This is a genomic window from Streptomyces sp. NPDC054796 (assembly GCF_053611545.1).
In genome coordinates this window covers 45,735-68,608 of sequence record NZ_JBSHAO010000046.1, presented here as the reverse complement: position 1 = coordinate 68,608, position 22,874 = coordinate 45,735, and the positions used below count along the sequence as shown (strand labels likewise).

Sequence of the window (22,874 nt, the reverse complement as noted above, 5' to 3'; positions counted from 1 at the left end):
TGTCCGCGGCGGCCCCACCCCCACACGCGTTCACGCGCGGGGGTGGCGCACCTCCTCACCGGGATAGCGCACCCCGGTGAGCGAGCGGATCCTGTCCAGGGTGCCCATGACCTCCAGCGTCCCCGCCACCGGCACCAGCGAGGACCCTGTCGCACCCTCGCGCAGACACTGGGTCACCTCGCGTATCTGATGACCGTAGCCGTTGCCGCTCCGGGGCGGCTCGGGGAAGGACTCGGGCTCGTGGCCCTCGCGGGTCAGGACGAAGCCCCTCGGGTTGAAGAAGTCCGAGGGGATGTCGATGCGCCCCTCGGTGCCGTGGACGACGGCGCTACGGGCGCTGTCCGCGGCGATCGAGCAGGACAGCACGGCCATCGCGCCGCCCTCGTACCCCAGGATCGCCCCGGTGCTCTCGTCCACGCCCTCCGGCGTCAGATGCGACCACGCCGTCACCTCGTCGGGCGGGCCCAGCAGCAGATGCGCGAGCGCGACGGGGTAGGTGCCGAGGTCCAGCAGCGCGCCGCCGCCCGCCGCCGGATCGCGCAGCCTGTGCCCGGGATCGGCGGGAGCGCGCGCCCCGAAGTCGGCGTGCAGTGACCTGACCTCGCCGATGGCGCCCTCGTCCACGAGCTGCCGGACCCGGCGGACGGCGGGGTGCAGATACGTCCACATGGCCTCCATGAGGAACACCGAACGCCGCTCGGCCAGCGCGGCCATCGCGGCGGCCTCGGCCCTGTTGAGCGCCATCGGCTTCTCGCACAGCACCGCCTTGCCCTCTTCCAGACAGACGGTGGCGGCGGCGAGATGGTGCGCGTGCGGGGTGGCGACGTAGACGACGTCCACCTGGGGATCGCCGGCCAGCTCCTTCCAGGTGCCGTGGGCACGGGGGATGCCGAAGCGCTCAGCGAAGCGCCGCGCCGACGCGTCGGAGCGGGAGCCCACGGCGGTCACCTCGGCGTCGGGCTCGGCGAGCAGATCCTCGGTGAAGGCGGCGGCCATGGGCCCGGTGGCGAGAATGCCCCAGCGGACGGGTGTGTCGGTCATACGGGCCCAACGAACCGGCTCCCGCCTCCGGTTCCGGCTCGGAGGCCGGAGGCGGGACCGTTCCGGGCGTGTCCGGTGCCCGTCGGCGTCGGGTCAGCCGCCGTACGGGTTGCCGTTGCCCTGCTGCGGGGGTGTCTGCGCGTAGCCGTACGGAGCGGGTTGGCCCTGGCCCTGCTGCTGGGGCGCCGGGTTGCCGTACTGGGCCTGGGCCTGACCCTGCCCCTGGAGCAGGTGCCGGGGGTCGGGCTGCGGGTGGCCGCCGTACTGGGGCGCGGCCTGGGGCGGGGCCTGCGGTGCGGCGTGGGGCATGCCCTGCGGTGCGGCCTGCGGTGCGTAGCCCTGCTGCGGTGCGGCGCCGATCGCGGACAGGAACTGCTCCAGCTCGCCGCGCCACATCCGGTGCACGTTCAGGCGGATGGGGTTCGTGGTCCCGGGGAGCGCCATGTGGAAGGAGCTCCAGAGCGGGTTGAGCCCGACCTGCGAGACCGCCGCCGGGGCCTGGTCGCGCGGGATCACGTGCGAGACCTCCTGCGGACGCTGGCTGAACCGGTGCATCCGGTGGAGGACGACGGCCTGGTCGGTGAGCGTGACGAAGTAGTACGTCACCATGAGCTGCCCGATCAGCCCCAGCGCGCCGGTGAGCCAGGGAGTGGGTCCGGTGAGGCAGGTGACGGTCACCAGTGCCCGGTCGCCTGGCGCGGCCTCGGCTATCGCCGCCGAGACCTGCTCCTTCATCGTGGCCTTACGCATCGCCATGCGGATGTTCCCCCGATTTGTCGTTCGTTCGTGTGCGTCGTTCGTATGCGCCGGACGGCGCGTTCCGGAGGGGAGCCTACATGTTCATGATCAGCTTCCGCTCCCGGCCCCGGAGTCCGCACCGGGGCCCGCGCCGGGGCCGGTCGGCGTCCTACGGTGGACACGCCCGCACCGCCCCAGGAGGCACCCTTGCCCGACGCACCCAGCGCTTCCGAGACCCCCGACGCCCCCGAGACCCCCGACGCCCCCGACGCACCGCAGCCCGTGCTCCGTACCCCCCGCCTCCTGCTGCGCCCCTGGCGCCCCGATGACCTGGCACCGTTCGCCGAGCTGAACGCCGACCCCGAGGTGACCGCGCACTTCCCCGCGCCGCTGGACCGGGCGGCCAGTGACGCGCTCGCCGCCCGTGCCGCCGGGCTGATCGAGGAGCAGGGCTGGGGGCTGTGGGCCGTCGAAGTGGTGGCGACGGGGACCTTCGTCGGGTTCACGGGACTGTCCCGGCCCGCCTTCGAGGCGCCCTTCACCCCCGCCGTCGAGGTCGGCTGGCGGCTCGCCCGCTCCGCCTGGGGCCACGGCTACGCGACGGAGGCCGCCACGGCCGCGCTCGACTTCGCCTTCGGCGAGCTGGGCCTGACGGAGGTGGTCTCCTTCACTGCCGCGGGCAATCGCCGCTCCGTCGCCGTCATGGAGCGGCTGGGGATGACACGCGATCCGCGGGGCGCGTTCGACCACCCCCGCCTGCGGGCGGACGACCCGCTGCGCCGCCATGTCCTGTACCGCGTCACGGCCGAGCAGTGGCGCGCGAGCCGTCGCGGTGCGCCGGAAGGGTGACCCATTCACGGGCCCGCCGGACGGTGTCACGGGCCCGCCGTGCCGTGGCGCGGGCCCGCGCGTGTCAGCCGCTCACCGTCCACTTCTGCTGCGCGGCGCCGGTGCAGGTCCAGATCTGGGTACGGGTGCCGTTGGCCGTGCTGCCGTCGCGCGCGTCGAGGCACTTGTCGGCCTGCGGGTTGACGATGTCGCGTGCCGCCGTGACGGTCCAGCGCTGTGCCGCCGTGCCGTTGCACTCCCACAGTTGCACTGCCGTGCCGTTGGCTGTCCCCGCGCTGGTGACGTCCAGGCACTTGCCGAGGGCGCGCAGGGAACCGTCGCTGCCCTTGCTCCAGCGCTGTGCGTCGGTGCCGTTGCAGTCGTAGAGCTGCACGGGGGTGCCGTTGGCGGAGTTCGCGCCCGCCACGTCCAGGCACTTGCCGCCGATGCCGGTGATGGGCCCGCCGGAGCCCGAGCCGCCGTTGCCGGTGCTGACGCGTACGTAGTCGACGACGAGCTGCTGCGGGAAGGTGGTGCTGCCGTCCGGGTCGCCCGGCCAGTAGCCGCCCACGGCCAGGTTGAGGATCAGGAAGAACGGCTTGTTGAACACCCAGGCTTTGCCGCCGAGATCGGCGGGGGTGCGGCGCTGGTAGACGTTCCCGTCGACGGACCAGGTGATGGCGTCTGGCGACCAGTCGATGGCGAAGGTGTGGAAGGCGTCGGCGAACTGCTGGCCGCCCGGCAGCGTGTAGCCCGCGCCGATGCCGCCGGAGCCGGAGTACCCGGGGCCGTGCAGGGTGCCGTGCACGGTGGAGGGCTCGAAGCCGACGTTCTCCATGATGTCGATCTCACCCGAGTTGGGCCATCCGACCTGCCCGATGTCGCTGCCCAGCATCCAGAAGGCGGGCCACATGCCCTGTCCCCTCGGCACCTTCATGCGGCTCTCGACATGCCCGTACTGCGTGGTGAACTTGCCCGAGGTGTTGAGCCTCGCCGAGGTGTACTCGCATCTGCCGTACCAGCACTGGTAGTTCTCCGGGTTCTCCCGGCGCGCGGTGATGACGAGGTTGCCCTGGCCGTCGAGCGCGGCGTTGCGGTTGCCCGCCGTGTAGAACTGCCGCTCGTGGTTGTTGACGTTGTCGCCGGTCTCGATCTGCCACCGGGAGGAGTCGACGGCGGAGCCTGCGGCACCGTCGAAGTTCTCCGTGAACGTCTCGGCGAGGGGGACGGCCTCGCCGCCGGCGGACGGTTCCGGCACCCCGGCCGGGCTGGCGCTCGCGGGCGCGACGAGGACGGGGGCGACGAGGAGGACGGACAGCAGAGTGAGGAGCAGACGCCGTGCTGAGCGCGGGGAGTCCACGACTCTCCCTTCCGGTACATGGGACGGAAATGCTGTGGGGGTGGCGCCGAACCGGTGCGTACGGGTTACTTCACAGCGTGATTTAAGAAGTGAACTAACCCTCTGTCAAGGTCTTGGTATGGACCACTCCCGTGTGCAGCGCACGCACACCGGCAGGATTCTGCTTCATCCGGCCACCCGCTCCTCAGCCCTTCGCGAGCCCGTCCACCGAGGCGAGGACCGCGCCCGCGCCGTCCTCGGCACGCAGCCTGGCGGCCACCTCGGCGGCCCGCTCGCGGTACGACGGACGCCTCGTGGCCTCCACCAGCGCGGCCGTCAGGGCCCGTTCGTCCAGGCGGCGCAGCGGGACCGCGCCCGGTGAGACGCCGAGCGCGGTGAGGCGGGAGGCCCAGAACGCCTCGTCGAACTGGATGGGCACGGGCACGGCGGGGACACCGGCGCGCAGCCCCGCGGCCGTCGTACCGGCGCCCGCGTGATGGACCACGGCGGCCATGCGGGGGAACAGCAGCGCGTGGGGCACCTCGTCGACGGTCAGCATGTCCTCGCCCCCACCCCGCTCACCCCGGCGGTCTCCCTCGCCCGCGCCCTCGGCCCGCAGCCCGCCCCACCCGCGCTGCACCACACCCCGCAGCCCGGCCGCGCGCAGCGCCCGTACCAGCAGCGTGCTCAGCCGCGCCGGATCGGGCACCGTCGCGCTGCCGAGACCGACGAAGACGGGCGGCGGGCCCGCGTCCAGGAAGGCCGGCAGCCGGTCGGGAAGCCGGGCCTCGGGCGGATCGTGGGGCCACCAGTAGCCGTCGACGGTCAGTCCGGCGCGCCAGTCGCCGGGCCGCGGCACGACCAGCGGGCTGAAACCGTGGTGCACGCGCCAGCCCTGGCGCTCCCGCGCCCGGTGCCCGGTCCGCACGGCGGCACGTCCGTGTCCACGGGCGCCGCGGAGCAGTTCCCGTACGGCAGTCCGGGTGGCATCGGCGAAGACGCGGTCGACGGCGTGGTTCACGGCGTGCCCGGCCAGGAGGTTCGCCGGGCCTCCCCAGGAGCGGGTTCCGGTGACCGGCGGCGCGAACGCGCGGGTGGGGGCGAGCGGCTGGAGATAGACCCCCATGCTCGGCAGCCCCAGCTCCTGCGCGACGGCGTGGCCCAGCGGCGCGAGGGAGGCCGACAGCAGCAGCGCGTCGCTGTGCCGCGCGGACTCCACCAGACCGTCCGCCATCCGCCCCACCACGGCCCGCGCCAGCCCGATCACCCGCGCCAGCTTTCCGGCGCCGGTGCGGCTGCGGTGCAGTCTCCGCCCGCGCGCGGACTCCAGCTCGGCTCGCGGATCGACGGGCAGCGGGTGGAAGGCGGCTCCCGAGGCGGTCACCAGCTTCGCGAACGAGGCGTGCGTGACCACGGTGACGCTGTGCCCGCCGGCGGCCAGACGGTGGGCGAGGCCGGTGTAGGGAGCGACGTCGCCGCGCGAACCCGCGGTCATCAGTGCCACACGCATGGCCGTCAGTATGTCCCGGCCGAGGGTCCGTTCCGGGTAAGCGCGTACGGGACGCGTACGGAAGGAACCCTTTTTGGGCAACCTTTCCCCTGCTCGACATGTCATAAGGCGTGCAACGCTCATAAAGAAAGAAAAAGGGGAAACATGACTACGTTTCGTCTCAAGCGTCGCGTCACCGCCGGGGTCGCCGGCCTCGTGCTGACCGGCTCCGCTCTCCTGGCGGCCACCCCGGCCCTCGCCTCGGACACCGCCTCGGGCGTCGCCCCGGCCTCCGCCTCCGCCGCGCGGGGGAGCACGTCGGCCAAGGAGGCCGGGACCGTTTCCGCACTGCCGCGGGGCAAGGTGGTCTCGCGCATCACGCTGAACATCCGCGAGCAGCCGACCACCCACGCCGCCTACCTCGGCGGCCTGGCGCCGGGCACGGTCGTCGCCCTGTACTGCAAGGTCAGAGGCCAGAACGTCGACGGCAACAACCTCTGGTACGTCCTGGGCGGCCCGAAGCCCGGCTATGTCGCGGCGCGCTACGTCAAGAACCTGTCCCACGTGGACTACTGCGAAAGCTGACCCCGTACGCCGGTGTACCGGCGCGCCGCTACGGGGCCGGGGCCCGGCACGTCCCGGCCCGGCCCCGTACCGCGCTCCAGGCGCGTACCGCTCCCTACGACTCCCTACGACGCCGAAGTGCCCGGCGCGTCAGCCACCCGTACGGTCCCGGACAGTGCCTCCTGGCCGTCCTGGCTCACGGACACCCGGAAGGTGTCGCAGCCTTCCGCCACGGGCGCCGCGATCTCGATCCAGCAGGGCTTGTCCAGCTCGACGTACCGGGTGAAGGTGACGTCGATGCCCGTCAGGACGGTCTCGCGCGGGAGAGCCGCCGCGTGGGCGCCCTGCCTGGCCGCCTCCATCAGCAGCATCCCGGGCGCGTGGTCCACCGGGTGGTCGAACAGCCAGGGGCTGGTGGTGTCCACCCGTAGCTGCCACGGGCCTGAGCCCGCGAGGCCCGGTGAGAGGACGACTTCGCGGGCGAGTTCCCGCCCGGCGCTCGCGGGGGAAAGTGCAGGCGGAAGAGGGACGTCGCGTGCCCTGGCCATCGCCTCCTCGGGGGACGTGCTGGGTCCGCGCAGCCGCCGGTAGATCTCGGAGGGGTGGGCGGTGTACTCCGTGGAGACCGTGCCCACGTTCTCCCCCTCGTGCTCCACGACCATCTCCAGCGCCGCGCCCCGGAAGCGGCTCCCGGCCTTCGGGCCCTGCGCCGCGGCGATCCGCACCGTGATCTCGGCGGGGCGGTCGGTGACCCGCAGGAAGTGCGCCGAGGTCTCGAAGCTGAAGGTCTTCCAGACGAGCTGGTGCCCGTGCGGCATGCCGTAGGCGGCGTGGGACAGGAGCGGGAGGATCTGGCGGGCCGTCTCCACCATCAGCATCGGATCCTGCCGTCCGTCCCGGGTACGCCAGTATCCGTGGTCGCGCGGCCACTGGGCCCACACCTCGAAATCCGCCTCGCCGGTTCGGCGCCAGCCGGTCGGCAGCACCTCGCTGACCGCGGACTTGTGGACCACCGCGCGTTCCACGGCCTGGGAGTACGTAGAGTTCTGCGTTAGTCCGGGCACGACGGTAGTGGCAGGCATGAGGCGTCCTTCGCGTCGACGGGGCCAGACTTGCTGTCGGAAGATCCGCCAAACGTAGCGGACAGTCGTTTTGATTTGCGAGGACAGATGGGGCAGTCAGGCAACAAACCCATGCAGCAAAGGGCCATCGAGACACGGCAGATGATCCTGGAAGCGGCGGCCGAGGTCTTCGACCGCGACGGCTACTCCGGCGCGACGATCGCCAAGATCCACCAGCGCGCCGGGGTCACGCAGGGAGCGCTGACCTTCCACTTCCGCACCAAGCTGGATCTCGCCCACGAGGTGATGAACGCCCAGAAGAACCACTTCTCCCTCCCCCCGGGCGAGGACGGCCTTCAGCGGCTCATCGACACCACGCTGCTGCTGGCCCAGGAACTCCAGACCGACATGCTGCTGCGCGTCGGCGTCCGCCTTGCCGTCGACCAGGAGATCATCGGCATCCACGACCCGACCCCGTACCAGATGTGGGTCGACGAGTTCAAGGGTCAGCTCTCCGCCGCCGCAGCGCGCGGCGAGCTGCGGGAGCACGTGGACGTGGAAGAACTGGCCGAGCTGCTGGTCGGCATCTACACCGGCATCCAGCTCTTCAGCCAGTCGGCCTCGCGCCGTGCCGACCTGCCCGAGCGCCTCGTCTCCTTCTGGCGGTACTGCATGGGCGGCTTCGTCCCGCCCCACGTTCAGGCCGAGATGACCATCGACGCCGACCAGTTCACGGCGGCCGTATGACCGACCGGATCCTGCTCACCGGGGCGAGCGGCTTCATCGGCTCGACCGCCCTGCGCGCCCTCCTCGACCTCCCCGAGCCGCCCCGCGTCCGTGCCCTCACCCGTGGCGCCCGGCCGCTGCCGGCCGGCGTGGAACCCGTACCGGCCGACCTGGCCAGGCCCGAGTCGCTGACCGGCGTGTGCGCAGGGACCGACGTCCTCGTCCACCTGGCCTCCCATATCGGCTCCGACGAGGAGGAGTGCCACCGGGTCAACGTCCTGGGCACCGCCGCGCTGATGGCCGAGGCGCGCGCCTCGGGCGTCCGCCGCGTCGTGCACCTCTCCACCACCGCCGTCTACGGCCCGGGGCCGCACAGCGGGCCCGACGTGGACGAGGTGCCCCGCCGCCCCGTCTCGCCCGCGAGCCGCACCAGGCTGGAGGGGGAAGCCCACGCGCTGCGCGCCGGTGCCCTCGTGCTGCGTGCCGGTCTGGTCACGGGCGCGGGCGACCGCTGGGTCGTCCCCGCGCTGGCCCGCCTGCTGCGGGACGTGCCCGGGTACTGGGATTCCGGGCGCGGCCTCATCTCCCTGATCGCCGTCGAGGACCTGGGCCGTCTCGTCGCCGCCGCGGCGCTCGGCGCCTCCGCGACGGGCGTCCAGCACGCCGTCCACCCCGAACCGGTGCGCACCCGCGACCTCCTGGACACCCTCGCGGACGGGAAGGTCCTGCCCGCGCCGCCGCGCGATCTGACGTGGGAGGAGTCCCTCGTCCGGCTGAAGGAGAGCGGATCGCCCGTCAGCGAGCGCCAGTTCTCGCTGCTCGCGCGGGACCACTGGTACCGCGGCGACGCCGTCTGGCAGCAGTGCGGCACAGAGCCGGGGCCCGGCCCGCTGGCGCGCCTCGCGAACGCCGCCGAGTGGTATCGGTCACATCTCACGCCCCAGGGTTAGCAGCGGCCCCTGGAATACCCCCGACCCGCCGCAGGGGTGCTTCATGGGCCGCGAAAGAAACGAGGCGTCCTGTATGTTTATCCTCGCTGCAACTGCTCGATCACCGGGATTCTTTGTCCGAGCGGCCCGTCGGAAGGGCGGGCCCGACGAGAGGGCGTACAGATGAGGCAAGAGCGCGCGGAGCGAACGAAGAGCGCCCTGGTCCTGGCGGCGGCCTCCCTGTTCGACGGCGTCGGCTACGAGTGCACGACGCTCTTCCAGGTCAGCAGCCTCGCCGCGGTCAGCAAGGGAGCCCTGTCCTTCCACTTCGCCAACAAGGCCGACCTGGCCGACGCCGTACAGTCCCTGGCGGTGAAGAGGGCGAGCACCCGCATCCGGGAACTGCGCTCCAGGGACCTGCCCGCGCTCCAGAACCTGATCGACCTCACCCACCTCATCGCTCACCAGCGGTCGCAGGACGAGGTGATCAGGGCGTGCGAGAAGCTCGACAGGGAGCTGCACGCCGAACGCGAGCCGAGGCTCTCCGCGCTGTGGCGCGCGGAACTGCACGACATCGCGCGGGAGGCGGAGCGGGAGAGCGGTCTCGCGTCCGGCCTCGGCGTGCACGCCGTCGCGTCCATGGCCTACGCCGTCAGCACCCGTCACCTGTCGGCCGACATCGACGTCCACGAGGAGCAGACCGGGCTGTGGCAACTGGTGATCCCGCAGATCACCGCCGTCAACAGCCCCTGGCCGCTGTGGCCGCAGGGCACCGAGGACTTTTCCCCGTCCGTTCCTTCCCCGCGGACGCCGCAGCCGGAGGCCCAGCCCGCCTGAAGCGGGCGGGCCTCCGGCGTGGGGGCTTGGGTGCGTCGAAGAGCGGGGCGAGGACACGGGCGCGGTCGCACGGCGACACGCTGACCGCTCCCCGCCCCTCTGCCCCACTACTGCTCCCAGTCGTCCTCCAGGCTGCGGTTGACGATGACGTCGAGCCGGTAGACCTCCTCCGTCTCGTCCGGCTGGATGCCGTGCGCGCACTTGTGGTGCGGGGTCCACGACAGGCTCTCGATCAGGGCGTTGCGGTGCTGCTTGCACCACTCACCGAACCGGATGAACAAATCGCCCTCGTCCGGGCCCGTGAAGGTCAGCATCTGAGTCCTGGTCACACGCGGTTCGACGGGCCCGGGGCCGGGCAGCTCCCGCAGCGCCGGTGGAGGGAAGACGGCGCCGGTCTCCCGACGGTTGACTGTGGTCATCGCAAGCGGTCCTTACGGAGAAGGGCGGCGCCTGCCGCGGCGGGCGGCAGGCGCCGTATCACTGAGGAGCGGTGGACAACGGTGACAGTGACCCGCCGGGACGGCGGCAGGGGAACGGTCCGGACGGTCTGGACGGTCCGGGTGCGCGGGCTCAGCTCGCGCGCCGCGCAGCGGGCACGAGCGGCAGCGGATCGTCGCCGAGACCCGCGCCGAACGAGTCCTCGCTGCCCTGTGCCCGCAGCGGCCAGGGGCTGAGCGGGGCGACCAGCGAGGGGAGTATCAGCTCCCACGCCTCCGTGAGCCGGGCACGGACCCCGGCCACCGGATCGCCCTGGAGGATCTGCTGGCCCGCGCTGAGCGAGAGCGCGGTGTGCGCGGTCGTACGGGGATCGGTGTCGGGCCGCAGGCTGTGGTCCTGCTGCGCCTCGACCGCGACCTCGACGAACCTGCGCTGCCAGTTGTGGAACAGGTGCAGCGTCGGGCTGACGGAGCAGTCCGACTCCCGCTGGTGCTCGGCCACTTCGCGCCAGGCCCGCACGATGTAGTCGTGTGTGAGCTGGTGGGCGACGAGATGGCTGAGGTCGATGAGCGTCTGGAGCGCGGGCAGATCCCTGGCCCGCAGCTCCTCGACCCGCTGCTCCGCGTGCTGACAGGCCAGTTCCTGGACCGTCACGGCGAGATCGGCCTTGCTCTGGAAGTGGAACGAGAGGGCGCCCTTGCTCACGGCTGCGGTGCGGCTGACCTCGGAGAGGGTGGCGCGCTCGACCCCGACCTGGTCGAACAGTTTCGCCGCCGCCAGAGTCAGAGCGTATCTGGTGCGCTCAGCGCGCTCTTGCCTCATCGGGGGACCTTCTATCAGGCGGGCCCATGTCCTGGGCAGTTACGGGTGGGGACGGAAGACAGCACGAGTATAAAACAAAAGGGATACTCTGTTTTGTTTGAATGCCGGAGTATTTTTCCCGCGGGAGTAAAAAGACGCGGGGCTCCGGGTGATGACGGCGTGACGGAGCGGTGACGGCGCACCCTGTAGCGTCGCGGTCCCGGTGGGCGTCCGCTGATGCGCGGGCAGGCGGCCCGCGGCAACGGCCGGGGGGTTCGGGGGTGTTCGGACATGGCCACGGCGGGCGAGGTGGTGGTCCAGCTCAGCACGTCACAGGGGCACGGCGCTGCGCGGGCACCGGGCGGTGCCCTGGACTGTCTGCGGGAGCGGTTCGGCCTCACGGCGCGGCCCATGTACCCGGGCGCGGACGACGCGTCACTGCTGGACTGGTACACGGTCGCCGTTCCCGCCGGGGCTGGGGCCGACGCCGAGGACGTCGCCGCCGCACTGCGCGAGCGGCCCGACGTCGACGCCGCCTATGTGAAACCACCGGCCGAGCTTCCCTAGCCGTTTCCGACGGGCCCCGGAGCGGGGGAGCCGGGGGGAGTCCGGAGGTCCGGGCCACGAGGTGTGGCCGTACGGCGTACGCGAGTGGTGAAGGAGAGACCGTGTCACAGCGACCAGGTGCAGCAGACGCAGGGGGCGGCAGCCCGGCAGAGATCATCGAATCGCTCTTCGGCCGCGCGGAGCTGGTGTGCGTGGCGCGCGCCGACGCAGGGGTGCGCATCACCCCCACCGGCGCGACCGCCTCGGCCGAGGTGGAGGTGAGCGGCCTGGACGCGGTCGCCGCCGATCCCGACGTCACCATCAGCCCGCTGTTCGGCAGCCCCGAGCGCCTGCTCGCCCAGGAGGTGACGGCGGCGCCCGGAGCGGGGCCCGGCGCCGGGCCCGGGGCGGGATCCGGGGCGGGGTCGGACATGGTGTCCGACCGCGAAGTCCTGACGAGGATGGGCCTGTTCTACCAGGTCGAGGCCGCGGAGGACCGTCTGGAGGAACTCGCGGACCGGCTGCGCGCCTCCGACGCGGTCGAGGGCGCGTACGTCAAGCCCGGCGTCGCGCTCGCAGGGCCCGCGACCTCCGGTCATCGCAGCGCACCCGCCGCGCGCAAGACGAAGAAGCAGGCACAGGACGTCGACCTGCCGCCGCTCAACGACATGGCGCCCCAGGAGGTCGAAGCACCGCCAGCGACCCCCGACTTCACCGCCAGGCAGGGCTATCTCGACGCCGCACCCGGCGGCATCGACGCACGCTACGCGTGGACGCTGGCGGGCGGACGCGGCGCGGGTGTCCGCGTGGTCGACTGCGAGTGGGGCTGGCGCTTCACCCACGAGGACCTGCTGCTCAACCAGGGCGGCATCATCTCGGGCACCGGCAGCACCGACACCAACCACGGCACGGCCGTCCTCGGCGAGATCGGCGGCGACGTCAACACCATCGGCATCACCGGCATCTCACCGGACGCGGTGACCAGCGCGTCCGCGTTCTCCATCGCGACCGCCACCGCCATCCGCAACGCTGCCGACCGCCTCGGCCCCGGCGACGTCCTCCTGCTGGAGATCCACCGTGCAGGGCCCAACGCCACGGGTGTCGGCCAGCAGGGCTACATCGCCGTCGAGTGGTGGCCCGACGACTATCTGGCCATCCGCTACGCGGTCAACAGGGGCATCGTCGTCGTGGAGGCGGCGGGCAACGGTGCCGAGAACCTGGACGACGCGGTGTACGACACCCCGCGCGCGGGCTTCCCCTCCTGGTGGCGCAACCCCTTCCGGCGCACGGAACTGGACGCGGGCGCCGTCCTCGTCGGAGCGGGAGCGCCGCCGCCCAACACCCACGGGCGCGACCACGGCCCCGACAGGTCCCGGCTGGACTTCTCCAACTACGGTGCCGCGCTCGACGCGCAGGGCTGGGGCCGCGAGGTCACCACCACCGGCTACGGCGACCTCCAGGGCGGCGCCAACCAGGACCTCTGGTACACCGACCAGTTCAGCGGCACCTCCAGCGCCTCACCCATCGTCGTCGGCGCGGTGTGCTGCACACAGGGCGTGCTGCGGGCACAGGGGCGCATCCCCCTCTCGCCCTCCCGGGCCCGCCAGTTGCTGCGGGCCACAGGATCGCCGCAGCAGGCCGCCCCTGGCCGCCCGGCGACCCAGCGCATCGGCAACCGCCCCAACCTGCGCCAGCTCATCCCCGCGGCACTCCAGACGCAGAGCTGGACCGGAGTGCAGTTCCGCGGCTCGCTGAGCGGGGGGCAGACACGCCGCTGGTTCACCTACCAGTGGCCCGCGCACTGGCACGTGCTCTGGACGGTCGTGCCCACCACGCCCCGCCCCGGTGCCCCGCAGATCCGCTGGCGGGTACGGGTGGAGCGCGCCAGCGACATGTACGCCACGTACTGGATCGACGTGACCAACCTCGTCGGCGACCCGGTCGACTTCGAGGCCCGCTTCGCGGTCCTCGGCTGGTGAACGGGTTCCCCGACACCGACAGGCTCCGCAACGCCGACAGGCTCCGCAACCGCGACAGGTGAGAGGAAACGACCATGCGAGTGGGTACGCAGTTCACGGGCACGCTGGCCCCGGGCCAGAGCGGGCGCTGGTTCACCTACGGCTGGCCGCAGGAGTGGCACGTCGTCTGGTACTTCATGCCGACGTCCCCGCAGGCGGGCAACCCGCAACTGGAGTGGGAGACCGACGTGGAGCGTGCCTCGGGTTCGGCGGTGACGTACTGGCTGACGGTGAAGAACCTCAGCAACAGCCAACTGAACTTCGAGGGCCGCTACGCGGTGCTCAACTGACGAAGGCGAGGAGCGCCATGAAGCTCAACATCATCGTCTCCGACGACGCCGGGGCCGCCTCGTCCGAGGGCACGGCGCGGTCCGGTGCCCAGGCCCAGGCGCCCGGTGCCCAGGCGGCGTCGGCTGCCGCGGGTGCCACGGCCGGTGGCGCGGCGGACGCGGGCGCGGCGCCCGGCGGGGTGGGGGCGAGCGGCCAGCCGGGGCAACCTGGGCAGCCGGGGCAGTCCGTTCCCGCGGCAGGGCAGGCGGTGGACGGTGGCCCTCCGCCCAGTTGGCTGACCGACATGGTCCGGCAGGCCGACGCGGGCCAGGGCGTGAGCCAGGGGCAGGGCAACGGCGCGCTCGCCCCGCCCACGGCGGCCGGGACGCACCTCCGGGCCGCGGACGCGGGCGCGGCACCGGGCGGGTCCGGCTGAGCCGGGCGCCCTGGCCGGACCGGTACCGGTCGGACCGGTAGCCGTCGGACCGGACGTCGTCGCACAGTCAGCCGCTGAACCGGCACCGGCCCGCACGGGCCGGTCCGGGCGGCGGGCGGTCCGGCGGGTGGGGGCGACCCGTGCGCACCCCACCCGGCGGACGCACCACGGAAGGCCATCCGCGGAAGGTCACCTGCGGAAGGTCGCCTGCGGAAGCCGCTCACGGCAGGTCACTTCGGGCAGGAGGCCGGCGCGATGTCCTTGCCGTAGGTGCTGTCGTCGGAGATGATGCCGCGCTGGAGACAGAGGCGGCCCGCACCGGCACCGGTACCGGCATCCCCGGCGCGGGCTGTCATGGCGGGCCGTCGCCCGTGAGGGAGGCCGCCTCGGCGTGCGCCGCGCGGGCCTCCACGTCGCGCCCCACGGCGGTGAGCTGGATGCCGAGGTTGCGCAGGGACGCCGCGAGGGCGGGGCGGAAGCGGTCCGCGTCGGTCGGGACCTGCTCCCGGTGCGGCTCTCGGCGCGGCCCCTGTCGCAGCTCGCGGTGCAGAGCCCGGTGGACGCGGACGGCCTCCTCGATCGAGACCAGGGCTTCCTGCTCGCGTCCCGCGTCGGAGAGCCGGTTGCCGAGGTTGTTGAGGCACGCGGCCAGCCCGGGCCGGTAGCGGTCGGGGGAGGTGCGGGCGAGGTCGCGGTAGAGGTCCACCGCTTCCTGAGCAGCCGTCAGCGCCTCGGCACGGAGACCCGCGTCGGAGAGCCGGTTGCCGAGATTGTTGAGACAGCTCGCCAGCCCTGGCCGGTGGCGGTCGGGAGCGTGCCGTACCAGCTCGCGGTAGAGATCCGCCGCCTCCCGCGTCGGTGCCAGCGCCTCGTCCTCGCGTCCCGCCTCGAAGAGCCGGTTGCCGAGATTGTGCAGCAGCATCGCCAGCACGTACGGGCGTCTGTCGGGCGCGTACCCGATCAGTTCCAGGTCGACCGCCTCTTGCGCCGCCGCCAGCGCCTCGTCCACCCGTCCCGCCTCGGACAGCCGCATCCCGAGGTTGTTGAGGCATTCGGCGAGCGCGGGCCGATAGCCGTCGGGGGAGGGGGAGGGGAAGGGGCGGGCGAGGTCGCGGTAGAGGGCGACGGCCTCCTGAGTCGCCGTCAGCGCCTCCGGGACGCGTCCGGCCTCCGCGAGCCGGTGCCCGAGACCGTTCAGGCACGCGGCCAGTCCAGGGCGGTGCTGTTCGGGGGAGAGCCGCACGAGCCGACGCCGGATGCGTTCCGCTTCCTCCATGGGCACCAGCGCCTCCATCCGGCGCCCGACCTGATGGAACGCGAGCCCCAGGGCCTCCAGCCATGTGGCACGGCGCTTCGGCGTGGTCTCCTCGGGCAGCGCCTCGACGATGTGCTGGGTCACCACCATGTCCGCCTCGGCCAGCGCCAGGGTGGGGTACGGGATCGCGCGCTTCACGTGCTGGAGCGCGGTGAGCGGCAGCTCCGCTTCCGCCAGCACCCGGGCCATGAGGGGGCCGAGCGGCCCCGGCGTCTCCACCGCGACGGTGACCGCCGCTTCGGCGAGTTCGGGCAGCCGGGCCGCGAGCCACCCCTCCAGCACCGACTCGACGCCGGGCTGATGGGCGTGCGCCCTCGTCAGTACGGTGAGGGCGCGCCGCGCGTGCGACGCGTCGAGACGTGAGCCGATGAGCCGCGCCATCTCCGGGCTGCGGTCCAACTGGCGGGCGATGTGGTGCTCCGCCAGCAGGTCGGGTTGCAGCGGCCCTACGGCGCCGGGCGACGTGCCGGGATAGAGCGTGCTCAGCCAGCGTGCCGTCCTGCGCCGCAGGGGGTCGCACCACGGTGCCTCAAGGCCCGGGACCAGGCTCAGCAGGTCCGCCGCCGCTGCCTCGCTGTCCGCGTCGAGCAGGCTGGTGACGGCGACGCAGCGCTGCACCGCCGTCGTGTCCAGACCGCCGGGGCCCGTGAGGGCGGCGATGGCGGCGCTCTCGTACCAGTACCGCTTCTCGTGCCGCAGCAGCTCCTCCAGCACGGCCGAGCCGACGGCCACGGGCAGCGCGGCGCCGGGCAGCGCTGCACAGGGCAGGGCGGGCGGCGCTGCCGGAGCGCCGGGGGCCCGTGCCTCCCGTGCGCGGAGTACCAGGACCAGCGCTGCGGCGTGCAGCACGAGCAGGGGCACCCCCTCATCGGTCAACGTCACCTCGGCGTGCCGAGGTGGCGGTATCCCGAGCGCGCGGGCGAACTGGGGCACCGCCTCGGCGACGAGCTGCCGCTCCGGCCACCGAGGCAGCACACCGGGCTCCAGCGCGACTGTCACCGCGCCCGCGACCGTCGCGCCGACGGGGCCCGGCACCCCCTGTAACCTCTCCCACCACTCGCCCTCGCTACGGGCCAGCAGCAGCACCCGTAGCCGTCGCGAATCCCGCTCGGGGCCGCCCTGCCCGGAACGCGAGTCCGCCACGGCGGCCAGCAGCGCCCGTAACCCGGTCCGGGTCTCCGCGTAGTCCACCACCAGCAGTACGGGACCGCTCCCCACCTCCCGCACGGTGGCCACCACGTCGGCCTCGCCGCCCGCCCGCACCCACCGGCAGCTCCAGCCCCGCTGCCGCAGCTCGTCGGCCAGCCGCAGCGCCAGCCGGGTCTTGCCCACGCCTCCCGTACCCGTCACCAGCGCCACCGCGGCGCCCGCGCTCACACCCCCGCCGACGCTCACGCCGTCTCCGCCGTCCCGGCCGTCCGCGTGGCACCACTCCCGCAGCCGCCTCAGCTCGCCCTCGCGCCCGACGAAGGCCACCACCGCGCGCTGCGGACGCAGCAGCCCCACCACATCACCGGCGCCGCGTGGCCGTGGCACGGCGGGCATCGCGGGCGGGGCGGTCATCTCGTCCGAGACCTCCGCCAGCCGTGCCACGGCGGCGCTTCGCCGCTCCAGCTCGTTCCTGACCCGGTCCCGGCGCTCCTTGACGCGGTCCCACACGGCCGGAACCACGAAACCGGCGGCCCCCGCGCACGCCGCTCCCCAGAATCCGGGCACCCACTCCCCGGCCGCTCCGCCGACGGCGGCGAGGACGGCCAGTGCCGCGGCAGTACCGGCCAGCAGCCACACGAACCCCGGCCTCATGCCCCCATCGTGCCCGCTCACCCGCTCACCCGCTCACCCGCCCGCCTCAGCCGTCGCGTCGCCACACCAGTGTGTAGCGCCAGAACAGCCGACGCCGCAGTCGCGCGCCGGGAAGCACCCGGCGGGCCTCGCGCGCGATGTCGGGGAAGGTCATGGTCGCCGGTTTGACCGGCGCCCTCATGGCAGGCGGGCGGGGTGCCGCGCGGCCCCTGTTCTTGAGCAGGCCCATGGCGAGATTGAGCGGCGCTGCGAGGGCGGCGAGCACATAGTCGCCGGGGGAGTGCGTACGGAAGAGGCCGACGACGACGAGGGTGCCGCCGGGCGCCAGGTGGCGGCGGAAGCGGGTGAGCGCGTCGGTGAACGGCAGATGGTGCAGCGCGGCGACACACGTGATGACGGAGTACGGGCCGGGCGGTATCCCGGCGGGAGCGTCCGCGACGGTGAACGTCACGGGCGCGTCCCAAGCGGTGAGTTCCCGCGCCCTGACGACCATCGCGGGGGAGGAGTCGATGCCCCGCACGGACGTGGCACGGGCCGCCAGGAGCCTGGCCAGGTCACCGGCGCCGGAGCCGACGTCCAGGACATGTTCGACGTGCCTCGGCACCTGGCGGAGGATCCAGCGGTGGTAGTGGGCGTTGTGGTCCCAGGGGTGGGCGGAGTTGAAGCGGTGGAGTGCGTCGAGGAGACGGCGCGCCAGGACATGCATGACGTGCAGTCCACCAGATTCCCGGCCCGGCGGCAGCCACGGCGCGGGGACCCGGATATCGGGTGGCGGTCACGGTCGCCGGTGGCGAGGATTGCCGGTATGCGCATCTTCCTGGAGACCGGCCGGCTCGTCCTGCGCGCGTTCACGGAGGCCGACGCGGACGACGTGCTCGCGCTGGACAACGACCCCGAGGTGACGCGCTTCCTCAACGGCGGTCGCCCGACGAGCCGCGAGGCGATCCTCGGACGCACCATGCCCCGTCTCCTCCACGACCACCCCTGCCTCGGCACCCGTGGCTACTGGGCGGCCCAGGCGAAGAGCGCGGGGACCTTCCTGGGCTGGTTCGAGTTCCGGCCCCTGTCGGAGCACAGCGCGGCCGTGGTCGAACTGGGTTACCGGCTGAACAGGAGCGCGTGGGGCAGCGGTTACGCCACCGAGGGCTCGCGTGCCCTGCTCCGTAAGGGCTTCACGGACCTCGGGGTGGAGCGGGTGACCGCGAACACCATGGCCGTCAACACCCGTTCGCGGCGGGTGATGGAGAAGGCCGGGCTGTCCTACGTGCGCGGCTTCACCGGTGACTGGCCGGAGGCGATCGAGGGCTCCGAACACGGTGAGGTCGAGTACGCGCTCACCCGTGACGAGTGGGCCCGTGCTGAGTGGGACCGCGCCGGGCAGGAGCGGTCCGGGCCGTCGGGACCATCCGCATCCCCGCGGCGTCGAGGGAACTCCTGAACCGTGGCCGGGTACGGCTCCCGTCGACGGTGCGCAGTCGCCAGCGCGGCAGGGGGGAACTGAGCGTGATGACGGTCTCCGCCAGCGCGTAGGTGTCCCCGAGGCACCGTCGCCGCCCCGCGCCGAACGGGAAGTACGCCGGGTCGTGATGGAGCTGGTACGGGCTGAAGAGGCTCCAGGACGACGTTGTGGGTGAGGCGCTGCGCGGGCATGTCCGCGAGCCCGGCGGGCCTGCCGTGCAGGACTTCGGCCAGTTCGTCACACCCGCTGCTGCACGTCGGGCGCGCGGTCCAGGAGGTGGAGGATCCACACCATCAGCATGGCGTTGGTCTCGCTTCCCGCGACGAGCAGGTTGACGGTCTGCACCTGGAGTTCACCGTCGTCGAGCGCCCTGCCCCGCGCGTCGGGGACGGACAGCGCCGTGAGCAGGTGCCCGGCGCCTGCCCAGCCGCACTCCACCAGCGGTGCCGTTCTCCGGCAGGCCGACAGCCACGCCGCCTGACCGCGCATGAGGGACACGGTGTGTCCGAGCACGGGCAGCGCTCCGGGAACCTCCCGGATGTCCTCCGATCCCACAGGGGGCTGACGGGTAAACGGGTGCTGACATGGGCCCCGTGTGTGCCACTCGACGTGTGTGTCACCAGGTGTGTGCGCCACTCGGTGTGTGCGCTCAGGGAGTGCCGCTCCGTGTGTGCCGCTCGGCGGGGGCGGCGACGGTGCGCAAGGCCGAGGGTGCGGACGCCGGTCGCACCCGCGTCCGCACCCTTGTACCGCCGCGCCGCCCGCTGCCCCCGTTACGTCGCCGGGATCAGGCGGTGTGCAGGGTCAGCCCGTACCGCGCCAGGATCTCGTTGACCGGCTGGTACCACGTCTCGCCGCCGCTGGAGCAGTTGCCCCAGCCGCCCGAGGTCACACCCTGTGCCTGGTCGCCGCTGATGAACGAGCCGCCGGAGTCGCCCCCTTCGGCGCACGCGCTGGTCTTGGTCATCTGGTACACGGCGCCCTGGCTGTAGTTGACCGTCTCGTTCTTGGCGAGCACGGTGCCGCAGTGCCAGTGCGAGGTGGACCCGGAGCGGCAGATGGAGGCGCCGACGGGTGCCTCGGCCGAGCCGCGTACGAGCTGGTCGGACACGGTGCCCCAGCCCAGGACGACGGGCACCGTCCACCAGCCGCTGCCGACGTTCACCCAGGCGTAGTCGTTGCCGGGGAAGGAAGAGCCCTGGAAGTTGCCGATGTAGGAGCGGTCCCAGCCGCTCACCGACGCACCCTGCCGCCCGCAGTGGCCCGCGGTGACGAACCCGCCGTGCACGGAGAAGCCGATGGAGCAGCGGACGTTGCCCGTGTAGTACGGGTCGCCGCCCACGGTTCCTGCGCTGAAGGTCTGGGGTGCCTCTTCGACGGTCTCGACCCGCACGGGCCCCGCGCGCCGCGCGCGCTCGGTGAACGCGCGGACGGCCTTGTCGTCCTTGTCGTCCGCGACGACGTCGACGACGACCCGGTTCGCCTCCGGATCGACGTGCCAGCTCGCGACGCCGGACGGCGCGGACAGCGCGTCGACGCGCTTCTTGGTGGCGTTCAGCTCCTTGGCGGTGTGCTCGACGGTACGGACGACGGCCCCGGTTCCCCGCACGGCCTCGGCGGCCTGTGACCGGGTGACGGCGACGTTCATCGCGCCGGTGTCCGCGTCGTACCAGGAACCGCCGTACGCGGAACCGGCCGCTTCGCGTGCCGCCTTTTCGACGGCCGTCGCGGCCTTCTCTGAGGCCAGCCGGTCACGGGCCTGACTCTCCGTCAGGCCCAGGTCCTGCTGCATGGCGCTGAGTATTCCGGCGGAGGCCGGTGCGGAGGTCGCGGGTGCGGGTGCCGCTGTCGCCTGGGGCGCGAGCACGGCGCCGCCCCAGGTGGCGAGGAGAAGGAAGGAGGACAGTCCGACGCGCGCTGCGATGGTGCGTCTCACGGTGGTGACCCTTCTGTCGTTCCAGCTACACGGGGGGTGGAAGGGTGGAACAGGGTGTGGTGAGAGCGCTCTCATGACGAACTAGGAGGGAGCATAGGAGAGCGCGATGGGCATGTCCATACCAATCCTTGTCGCGCGGGATCCCCCCGGTTCGTAGACTCGGGGCATGCTCAGACTCGGATTCCCGGTCATCGGTGTGACCGACCTTCCCCGCGCGGTGGACTTCTGGACCGAGGCGCTCGGCCTGGTGGACACCGACGAGTGGAAGAGCGATACATGGCGGACGCTGCGTCACGCGGACGGGTCAGGGCGCGCTCTGGGGCTGATGGTGAGCGAGTCGCCCGCCGAGCCACGTCCGCGCATCCACCTCGACCTGTTCGTGGACACCCCGGCCGAGCAGGAGGCCGAGGCCGGGCGCCTCGTCGGTCTCGGTGCCCGCCGCGTCGACTGGGACCTGTACCCGCCGGACCCGGATTTCCTCGTCCTCGCCGATCCGGACGGCAATCTCTTCTGCGTCGTCGACCTGAGCAACGCGCCGAGCGGCACTTGGCCCTCGGGCTGAGCGACACCGCCGGCCGCTCGGGCACTCGCGCGCGTAAAGTGCGTGACGCTGCGTCAACTCCGCGTGGATCACGCGGAATTCGATGTGCGCGTGGGCCTATGAACCGATAGGTGCTCTCGCTACCCTCCGGCGCATGATTTCCACGGTTGTCTGGGGTACGGGAAATGTCGGGCGTGCCGCTGTGCGTGCCGTCGAGGCGCATCCCGCGCTGGAACTGGTGGCCGTGCTCGTGCACGACCCCGCGAAGGCCGGGCGCGACGCCGGAGAACTGGGCGGGCTCGGGCACGAGCTGGGGGTGGCCGCGACGGACGACATCGGCGCGGTGCTCGGCGCCGGGCCGCAGGCCGTGGTGTACGCGGCCTCCGGGGACGTCCGCCCCGACGGGGCGCTCGCCGACATCGTCAGCGCTGTCCGCGCCGGAGCCGTGGTCGTCACCCCCGCGCTGTACGCGCTCTACGACCAGCGCAACGCACCGCCCGAACTGCGCGAACCCGTGCTGGCCGCCGTCGCGGAGGGCGGCGGCTCGCTGTTCGTCTCCGGTGTCGACCCCGGCTGGGGCAACGACGTGCTGCCGCTGCTCATCAGCGGGCTGGGCACCACCGTGGACGTCATCCGCTGCCAGGAGATCTTCGACTACTCCACCTACGACCAGGAGGACTCCGTCCGCCATCTGGTCGGCATGGGCCATCCGCTGGACTACGAGCCGCCCATGCTGGCGCCCACGGTCCCGACGATGGTGTGGGGCGGGCAGCTACGGCTGATGGCGCGGGCCCTCGGCGTCGAGCTGGACGAGATACGGGAGACCATGGACCGCCGCGCGCTCGGCACGACGGTGAGCACCCGCACGATGGGGGAGTTCGCGGCCGGGACCCAGGGAGCCGTGCGGTTCGAGGTGCGGGGTGTGGTCGCGGGCGTACCGCGCCTCGTCATCGAGCACGTGACCCGTATCCACCCCTCCTGCGCATCGGACTGGCCGACGCCGCCCGACGGTGCGGGCGCACACCGCGTGGTCATCGAGGGACGGCCCCGCATCGAGGTCACCGTCGAGGCCACCGACGAGGGCGGCAACCGCTCGGCCGGGGGCAACGCCACCGCCGTCGGCCGCCTGGTGGGCGCCATCGACTGGCTCGTGAAAGCGGACCCCGGGCTCTACGACGCCCTCGACGTCCCCCTGCGCCCCGCCGTCGGCAGGCTCGGCGCGCGGCACGTCGACGCAGACCGCACCGGCGCGGACCACACAGGAAGGAAACGGCCATGAACATCGACATCCCCGAGGGCAAGGACCCGATCGCCTATGTGTGGGGCGAGATGGTCCCGGGCATCGGGCCCGCCGCCTCGCAGTTCTCGCTGTCCGTCTACTCCCACACCACCCTCGGGCTCCGGGAGTTCGAGGCGGCACGCCTGCGGATCGCGCAGATCAACGGGTGCGCCTTCTGCCTGGACTGGCGGACCGAGCGGGACGGCGAGAAGGTCGAGGAGGAGTTCGCCGACGCGGTCACCCAGTGGCGCACCACCGACGCCTTCGACGACCGCACCAGGCTGGCCGCCGAGTACGCCGAGCGGTACGCACTGGACCACCACGGCCTCGACGCGGAGTTCTGGGAGCGGATGACCGCGCACTACACCCAGCGCGACATCGTGGAACTGAGCATGAGCATCGGCTCCTGGCTGGCCTTCGGCCGCCTCAACCACGTGCTGGGCCTCGACACGGTGTGCGTCCTGCCCGGTCATTGACCGT

General features: G+C 72.6%; 26 protein-coding genes. 13 read left to right on the top strand and 13 right to left on the bottom strand.

Features of this window, described 5'->3' with window-relative positions; all coding sequences use genetic code 11:
- Positions 1 to 30: 30 nt before the first annotated feature.
- On the bottom strand, positions 31 to 1,041 hold the full coding sequence (locus tag ACWGJ2_RS30310; protein WP_453349468.1) for a Gfo/Idh/MocA family protein: 1,011 nt from the start codon (positions 1,039 to 1,041) through the stop codon (positions 31 to 33).
- Between the two features lie 93 nt (positions 1,042 to 1,134).
- Positions 1,135 to 1,797 (bottom strand): hypothetical protein, encoded by a 663-nt coding sequence (locus tag ACWGJ2_RS30305; RefSeq protein ID WP_453349467.1) that lies wholly within the window; start codon positions 1,795 to 1,797, stop codon positions 1,135 to 1,137.
- A 189-nt stretch (positions 1,798 to 1,986) separates the two neighbouring features.
- Between ACWGJ2_RS30305 and ACWGJ2_RS30300 the strand changes: the two genes are divergently transcribed.
- Positions 1,987 to 2,628, top strand: coding sequence for a GNAT family N-acetyltransferase (locus tag ACWGJ2_RS30300; protein ID WP_453349466.1), 642 nt, complete (start codon positions 1,987 to 1,989; stop codon positions 2,626 to 2,628).
- Positions 2,629 to 2,692: 64 nt separating this feature from the next.
- Here ACWGJ2_RS30300 and ACWGJ2_RS30295 read toward each other — a convergent pair whose 3' ends face one another.
- A complete protein-coding gene (locus ACWGJ2_RS30295; RefSeq protein WP_453349465.1) occupies positions 2,693 to 3,967 on the bottom strand; it encodes a ricin-type beta-trefoil lectin domain protein in 1,275 nt (424 codons plus the stop codon).
- 184 nt (positions 3,968 to 4,151) lie between these two features.
- On the bottom strand, positions 4,152 to 5,456 hold the full coding sequence (locus ACWGJ2_RS30290) for a glycosyltransferase (protein WP_453349464.1): 1,305 nt from the start codon (positions 5,454 to 5,456) through the stop codon (positions 4,152 to 4,154).
- A gap of 144 nt (positions 5,457 to 5,600) precedes the next feature.
- Here ACWGJ2_RS30290 and ACWGJ2_RS30285 point away from each other — a divergent pair, with 144 nt between their 5' ends.
- The gene (locus ACWGJ2_RS30285; protein ID WP_453349463.1) at positions 5,601 to 6,020 is read left to right on the top strand and encodes an SH3 domain-containing protein; all 420 of its coding nucleotides are present in this window, start codon (positions 5,601 to 5,603) and stop codon (positions 6,018 to 6,020) included.
- Between the two features lie 104 nt (positions 6,021 to 6,124).
- On the opposite strand, the gene ACWGJ2_RS30280 is transcribed toward ACWGJ2_RS30285, so the two are convergent.
- Positions 6,125 to 7,081, bottom strand: a complete 957-nt coding sequence (locus ACWGJ2_RS30280; protein WP_453349462.1) for a ScbA/BarX family gamma-butyrolactone biosynthesis protein — start codon at positions 7,079 to 7,081, stop codon at positions 6,125 to 6,127.
- Between the two features lie 111 nt (positions 7,082 to 7,192).
- Between ACWGJ2_RS30280 and ACWGJ2_RS30275 the strand changes: the two genes are divergently transcribed.
- The 3 genes from ACWGJ2_RS30275 to ACWGJ2_RS30265 all read left to right on the top strand — a co-directional run bounded on the left by ACWGJ2_RS30275 (position 7,193) and on the right by ACWGJ2_RS30265 (position 9,552).
- Complete coding sequence (locus ACWGJ2_RS30275) at positions 7,193 to 7,807, top strand: ScbR family autoregulator-binding transcription factor (protein ID WP_453349461.1); 615 nt, start codon at positions 7,193 to 7,195, stop codon at positions 7,805 to 7,807.
- Positions 7,804 to 8,736: an NAD-dependent epimerase/dehydratase family protein gene (locus ACWGJ2_RS30270; protein WP_453349460.1), complete on the top strand. Its 933-nt coding sequence runs from the start codon at positions 7,804 to 7,806 to the stop codon at positions 8,734 to 8,736. The genes ACWGJ2_RS30275 and ACWGJ2_RS30270 overlap by 4 nt, the downstream gene beginning before the upstream one ends.
- A gap of 162 nt (positions 8,737 to 8,898) precedes the next feature.
- Complete coding sequence (locus ACWGJ2_RS30265) at positions 8,899 to 9,552, top strand: TetR family transcriptional regulator (RefSeq protein ID WP_453349459.1); 654 nt, start codon at positions 8,899 to 8,901, stop codon at positions 9,550 to 9,552.
- 107 nt (positions 9,553 to 9,659) lie between these two features.
- Here the strand turns inward: ACWGJ2_RS30265 and ACWGJ2_RS30260 are convergent, their stop codons facing one another.
- A complete protein-coding gene (locus ACWGJ2_RS30260; protein ID WP_453349458.1) occupies positions 9,660 to 9,971 on the bottom strand; it encodes a hypothetical protein in 312 nt (103 codons plus the stop codon).
- 151 nt (positions 9,972 to 10,122) lie between these two features.
- Positions 10,123 to 10,812: a TetR family transcriptional regulator gene (locus ACWGJ2_RS30255; protein ID WP_453349457.1), complete on the bottom strand. Its 690-nt coding sequence runs from the start codon at positions 10,810 to 10,812 to the stop codon at positions 10,123 to 10,125.
- A 270-nt stretch (positions 10,813 to 11,082) separates the two neighbouring features.
- Here ACWGJ2_RS30255 and ACWGJ2_RS30250 point away from each other — a divergent pair, with 270 nt between their 5' ends.
- The 4 genes from ACWGJ2_RS30250 to ACWGJ2_RS30235 all read left to right on the top strand — a co-directional run bounded on the left by ACWGJ2_RS30250 (position 11,083) and on the right by ACWGJ2_RS30235 (position 14,061).
- Positions 11,083 to 11,358, top strand: a complete 276-nt coding sequence (locus ACWGJ2_RS30250; RefSeq protein WP_453349456.1) for a hypothetical protein — start codon at positions 11,083 to 11,085, stop codon at positions 11,356 to 11,358.
- 101 nt (positions 11,359 to 11,459) lie between these two features.
- Positions 11,460 to 13,316 carry a S8 family peptidase gene (locus ACWGJ2_RS30245; protein WP_453349455.1) on the top strand — a complete coding sequence of 619 codons (1,857 nt, stop codon included), beginning with the start codon at positions 11,460 to 11,462 and terminating at the stop codon, positions 13,314 to 13,316.
- Between the two features lie 74 nt (positions 13,317 to 13,390).
- On the top strand, positions 13,391 to 13,645 hold the full coding sequence (locus ACWGJ2_RS30240) for a hypothetical protein (RefSeq protein ID WP_453349454.1): 255 nt from the start codon (positions 13,391 to 13,393) through the stop codon (positions 13,643 to 13,645).
- A 17-nt stretch (positions 13,646 to 13,662) separates the two neighbouring features.
- Positions 13,663 to 14,061: a hypothetical protein gene (locus ACWGJ2_RS30235; RefSeq protein ID WP_453349453.1), complete on the top strand. Its 399-nt coding sequence runs from the start codon at positions 13,663 to 13,665 to the stop codon at positions 14,059 to 14,061.
- Positions 14,062 to 14,291: 230 nt separating this feature from the next.
- On the opposite strand, the gene ACWGJ2_RS30230 is transcribed toward ACWGJ2_RS30235, so the two are convergent.
- The 3 genes from ACWGJ2_RS30230 to ACWGJ2_RS30220 are packed head-to-tail and all read right to left on the bottom strand — an operon-like array spanning position 14,292 to position 17,885.
- On the bottom strand, positions 14,292 to 14,417 hold the full coding sequence (locus ACWGJ2_RS30230; protein ID WP_453349452.1) for a hypothetical protein: 126 nt from the start codon (positions 14,415 to 14,417) through the stop codon (positions 14,292 to 14,294).
- Positions 14,414 to 17,179: a tetratricopeptide repeat protein gene (locus tag ACWGJ2_RS30225; protein WP_453349451.1), complete on the bottom strand. Its 2,766-nt coding sequence runs from the start codon at positions 17,177 to 17,179 to the stop codon at positions 14,414 to 14,416. Before ACWGJ2_RS30225 ends, ACWGJ2_RS30230 begins: the two co-directional genes overlap by 4 nt.
- Before the next feature lie 46 nt (positions 17,180 to 17,225).
- Entirely contained in the window at positions 17,226 to 17,885 is a 660-nt protein-coding gene (locus tag ACWGJ2_RS30220; protein ID WP_453349450.1) for a class I SAM-dependent methyltransferase, read from the bottom strand.
- Positions 17,886 to 17,984: 99 nt separating this feature from the next.
- Here ACWGJ2_RS30220 and ACWGJ2_RS30215 point away from each other — a divergent pair, with 99 nt between their 5' ends.
- Positions 17,985 to 18,617 (top strand): GNAT family N-acetyltransferase, encoded by a 633-nt coding sequence (locus ACWGJ2_RS30215; protein ID WP_453349449.1) that lies wholly within the window; start codon positions 17,985 to 17,987, stop codon positions 18,615 to 18,617.
- On the opposite strand, the gene ACWGJ2_RS30210 is transcribed toward ACWGJ2_RS30215, so the two are convergent.
- The 3 genes from ACWGJ2_RS30210 to ACWGJ2_RS30200 form a co-directional block, all read right to left on the bottom strand.
- The gene (locus ACWGJ2_RS30210; protein WP_453349448.1) at positions 18,514 to 18,879 is read right to left on the bottom strand and encodes a cytochrome P450; all 366 of its coding nucleotides are present in this window, start codon (positions 18,877 to 18,879) and stop codon (positions 18,514 to 18,516) included. The two genes, ACWGJ2_RS30215 and ACWGJ2_RS30210, sit on opposite strands and share 104 nt — an antisense overlap.
- On the bottom strand, positions 18,876 to 19,127 hold the full coding sequence (locus ACWGJ2_RS30205; RefSeq protein WP_453349447.1) for a cytochrome P450: 252 nt from the start codon (positions 19,125 to 19,127) through the stop codon (positions 18,876 to 18,878). Before ACWGJ2_RS30205 ends, ACWGJ2_RS30210 begins: the two co-directional genes overlap by 4 nt.
- Before the next feature lie 298 nt (positions 19,128 to 19,425).
- Positions 19,426 to 20,574 (bottom strand): S1 family peptidase, encoded by a 1,149-nt coding sequence (locus ACWGJ2_RS30200; protein WP_453349446.1) that lies wholly within the window; start codon positions 20,572 to 20,574, stop codon positions 19,426 to 19,428.
- 166 nt (positions 20,575 to 20,740) lie between these two features.
- On the opposite strand from ACWGJ2_RS30200, the gene ACWGJ2_RS30195 reads away from it, so the two are divergent.
- The 3 genes from ACWGJ2_RS30195 (at position 20,741) to ACWGJ2_RS30185 (ending at position 22,870) form a co-directional block, all read left to right on the top strand.
- Entirely contained in the window at positions 20,741 to 21,136 is a 396-nt protein-coding gene (locus ACWGJ2_RS30195) for a VOC family protein (RefSeq protein ID WP_453349445.1), read from the top strand.
- A 133-nt stretch (positions 21,137 to 21,269) separates the two neighbouring features.
- Positions 21,270 to 22,394 (top strand): NAD(P)H-dependent amine dehydrogenase family protein, encoded by a 1,125-nt coding sequence (locus ACWGJ2_RS30190; RefSeq protein WP_453349444.1) that lies wholly within the window; start codon positions 21,270 to 21,272, stop codon positions 22,392 to 22,394.
- Positions 22,391 to 22,870 (top strand): carboxymuconolactone decarboxylase family protein, encoded by a 480-nt coding sequence (locus ACWGJ2_RS30185; RefSeq protein ID WP_453349443.1) that lies wholly within the window; start codon positions 22,391 to 22,393, stop codon positions 22,868 to 22,870. Before ACWGJ2_RS30190 ends, ACWGJ2_RS30185 begins: the two co-directional genes overlap by 4 nt.
- Positions 22,871 to 22,874: the final 4 nt, after the last annotated feature.